Source organism: Oceanisphaera sp. (genome assembly GCF_052084945.1).
GTDB lineage: Bacteria > Pseudomonadota > Gammaproteobacteria > Enterobacterales > Aeromonadaceae > Oceanimonas.
Window position 1 is genome coordinate 1 of the sequence record NZ_JBQDEX010000168.1, and the last position, 3,903, is coordinate 3,903.

The following is a 3,903-nucleotide window of genomic DNA, read 5'->3' on the forward strand; positions in this document are numbered from 1 at the left end:
TCGGTATAACGCCTTACTTATCCGTGGAACTATCAAATATTTCTTCTATGGGCTGATTATGGATGCGCGAGGTTTTAAACATGGCTTTATTGCTGGCATCCGTTGCCGCCCAAAAGTTAATATTAAACTGCGCATCATCACTTAACTCGACTCTGTGCCAATATTGCGGGGGGCTCACAGCAAATTGGCCGGCTTCAATCACCAAGGTTTTTTCTGGCGCCGTCGCCGCTTCATTCGCAAAGCCATAAAAAGTAACCTTGCCCTGCATGACACAAATTTGACCGTATATCCCCTCGGCGGTGTTGTGATGAGTTAACAAAGCCTTAGGGATATTCTCTTTAGTAAAAAAGTGGGTAGAGCGCTTTATTTTATAATCACACGGAATTATCAGCTCACTCATCTTAGCTCCTTAAAATAACTCAATGGTTAATACCAGCAACACAGAGTATTGCGCTCAACAAGGTCGCTTTATAACACAGGGCCAATAGTGGCAATCACATTGTTCCAAACCCGTCGATAATAAGGCCAAGCTAATACAGTGGCCAACTCCACAACTTCGGAGTCGGCGATATAAACTTGCTGGCGCTCATAAATGGCCTGTGTAATGGCAACGTCTTGTAACAAAATATTATTTTCATAATTTAAATCAAAACTACGTAAATCTAAATTTGACGAGCCAATCAAGCTAATACAACCATCAATGGTTAAGGTTTTAGCATGCAGTAGCCCACCCTTAAACTCATAAATAACACAGCCCGCATCCAACAACTGATGGTAATAACTGCGACTAGCCGCCGACACAACCCAGCTATCATTAACTTTAGGATAAATCAGCGTCACTGCCACTCCCCTATGCGCCGCGGCACACAAAGACTCTAGCAAAGTAGCGTCAGGGACAAAGTAAGGCGTTGAAATAATCAGCTCTCTTTGCGCACTAGCAATTAAATTAGCAAACAACTGTGGGGTTGCACCGCGACGCTCAGTAGGACCAACCCCCATCACCTGCGCAGGAAATCCGTTTGATACAGATAAATCGTGCGGCGTGGCGGCGAGAGAATCATTAGACTCAACCTGCAATTTAAACTGATCCAATGACTCACCAGTTGCTTGCATCCAATCACTGGCAAACAGCAGTTGGTTTTGCGCCACCACTGGCCCTTCAAAGCGCAACATAATATCCACCCAAGGGCCGTATTTAGCCTTAGGTAAAAACTCTGCATCAGCCGAGTTTCGGCTGCCACAATAGGTAACATCAGCGTCAATCACGGTAATTTTACGGTGGTTTCGCAAATCAAAACGACTCAGTAAAATAGTCTTAATCAGGTTATGAAATGATAACGCGACTGCAAGCTCAACTCCCGCATCTTGCATTTCTTGCCACAGTGGTGATTTAATTAAGGCACGCGACCCCAGTCCATCCGCCATAGCACGACAAGTTACTCCTCTTTGTGCAGCACGGATCAGGGCTTGTGCAACATCGCTCCCCATTTCGTCATTCAGCCAAATGTAATAAAGCACATGCACATGATCACAAGCCCCGTCGATATCGGCCACTAACCGCTCTCGAGTTTCATCCCCATCCGCCATTAATTCAGCACGGTTTCCCCCTAACGTATGAAAACCATTAATGGAACCTGCATAATGAAATCCTGGACGATAAAGCGGATCAATTAAGGTATCGGTATTGTGCTTCTCACCCATAAAGTTGGATGCTTTAGCTTTAATCTCATTAAAAATTTCGTCATGACGTTTAATGGCGCGATTGCCAATATCAATTTCGCCAAACAAAAAGTAAGTAGCAACACCAAAATAAGGTAATACGTTTAACACGATAAACCACGCCAAGCGCCCAGGCGGTGATAAATCATCACGGATCAAAATTCGTGTCGTAAAGGTCATCACCAAAAAAAAGTGTAGAATAACCACAATTGTCATGTATGTTTTTTATCCATCTTAATCAATAAAAATCTCTCTAATAACCCAGACCATACCACGGGTTTGCCGTTACCGTGTAGGCTTGAGCTGAACAACGAAACGCTATTATAACTAAAGTGATGCTCGTAAATAGCCAAATATCAGCATAATAACTTTACCCTCAAGAGAAAGCCGAGCAAAGCGTAGTACTGCCCCTGCCTCTTAGTCACAAGTCTACAGTGCCCTAACAAGATTAATGAAGCAAAACCCCGAGCCTGTTATGCTGGTCACCGCTTTTATGGCTTGGCCATAAACCATAAACGAACGGAGAGATAACTAGTGTCACAATTGAAACTCGCCATTTTGCTCGGCATGACGGTTGCGCTCGGGCCCTTGGCACTGGATGCCTATCTACCTGCGTTCCCTGATATCGCTGTCGTCTTGGGGGTTAATCATCATGATGTTGGCCTCACGCTCAGTATTTATGTTGGGGCTTTGGGCTTGGCACAGTTGGTGGGCGGACCGCTATCTGACCGTTATGGTCGCCAAATTGTACTGATGAGTGGTTTATTAATATTTACCTTATCTGCGCTTATGGTGGCCCAAACCAGTAGCCTTAATGAAATGCTGATTTGGCGTTTGTTGCAAGGCATTGGCGGCGCTTTTTGTGCCGTGTCTGTGCCCGCGATTGTGCGTGACCAATGTCACGGTGTAGAAGCTGCGCGTTTATTTGGCTTAATTGGCTTAGTAATGTTCATTGCCCCCGCTGCCGCTCCCAGTTTAGGGGCTTTAATGCTGGCGATTGGTGATTGGTCAAGCATTTATATCATGTTGGCAGGCTATGCAATTTTTCTGGCAATTGTCTTACGATTAACCTTATTTAAACAGTTACCTGCTCATCAGCGTGTACACACCCCCCTATCAACCCTGATCACTAATTACGCTTTGGTGCTACGCCATAAAGTGACCATGCGCTTTATTGGCCTGCAAGCGCTTTGCTTTAGCGCCATGTTAGTGTTTGTCACCAATGCTTCTTTTATCTATCAAGAATGGTTTGGCTTGTCTAATGCCCTGTTCTCTGGCTTGTTTGCCGCGAATATTGTCGCCATGGCCAGCCTGAACATTTTTAATCGTTATTTATTAAGGCACTTTGAGGCGGTTAGCATTTTGCGGGTTTCCGTGGTGTTGCAGTTTATTGCACTATTAGTGCTGGTTGCCTTGGTACTGCGTGGTGCACCTTATTGGATTATTGCGCCGAGTATTGTGATTGCAGTCGGCTTTATGGGGTCGATTGTGCCTAATAATATGGCCAATGCCTTAGAGTTTTTCCCACACCTAGGAGGCACAGCTGCCGCCTTGTTGGGCGCGACTCAATTTACCGTCGCCGGCGGTATTAGTGCCTTTTCAACCACCTTAAGCTCAGACTCATTGTTACCCATTGTATTACTAATGGCAGCTTGTTCATTAGGGGCGACCTTATTGGCTCTAGGTGCGCCGACTGCAGTACGCAAAGAAACCGCCCGGTTAGCAACGACTATACTTAAATAACATCTGTAACAAGCCGTTCCACACAATATCGTGTGTTATCGCCTGTATGCCATAACATTTCAATCTTTCATAACAACCTGAACAATAAAATACTCCTTATAACGATAGCAACCTTATGCTCAGCACAGGGTTGCTATTTACCTTTTCGCATTTTTCTTGAATAAACATTAGCGCTAAAAGCTGGCTTTTCTACCTCTAATGCCCAACGAGTTCAACCCCAAGAAGCTCACATACTTACTTAGATTGGCATCATTCTCTGAGCCATCGATTCAGCATGCCCGGCACACAGCACAATTTGCAACAACCTCTTTCAAATTGCATCTCGTTATGCCTATAATACGGCTAATAGCGAACAGGTACCTCCGTGCTCCCATTCGGATGAGAGCATTTTGGGGTGAAAACATGTTTTATAAAACATTTAAAAAATCAAGGTTAATGCTT

The 3,903-nt window shown here is 44.6% G+C and carries 3 protein-coding genes; 1 reads left to right on the forward strand and 2 read right to left on the reverse strand.

The features are described 5' to 3' along the window. Positions 1–13 precede the first annotated feature (13 nt). Together ACTHY5_RS11510 and cls are read right to left on the reverse strand one after the other, a co-directional pair. Positions 14–400 (reverse strand): DUF1971 domain-containing protein, encoded by a 387-nt coding sequence (locus tag ACTHY5_RS11510; RefSeq protein ID WP_441879787.1) that lies wholly within the window; start codon positions 398–400, stop codon positions 14–16. Between the two features lie 68 nt (positions 401–468). Beyond that, positions 469–1,935 (reverse strand): cardiolipin synthase, encoded by a 1,467-nt coding sequence (gene cls / locus ACTHY5_RS11515; protein WP_441879789.1) that lies wholly within the window; start codon positions 1,933–1,935, stop codon positions 469–471. A gap of 318 nt (positions 1,936–2,253) precedes the next feature. Here cls and ACTHY5_RS11520 point away from each other — a divergent pair, with 318 nt between their 5' ends. Beyond that, a complete protein-coding gene (locus ACTHY5_RS11520) occupies positions 2,254–3,462 on the forward strand; it encodes a multidrug effflux MFS transporter (RefSeq protein ID WP_441879792.1) in 1,209 nt (402 codons plus the stop codon). Positions 3,463–3,903: the final 441 nt, after the last annotated feature.

Bases quoted from the DNA above. Each gene is read 5' to 3' on its own strand.
- ACTHY5_RS11510 (WP_441879787.1), bottom strand. From the start codon at position 400: ATGAGTGAGCTGATAATTCCGTGTGATTATAAAATAAAGCGCTCTACC.
- cls (WP_441879789.1), bottom strand. From the start codon at position 1,935: ATGACAATTGTGGTTATTCTACACTTTTTTTTGGTGATGACCTTTACG.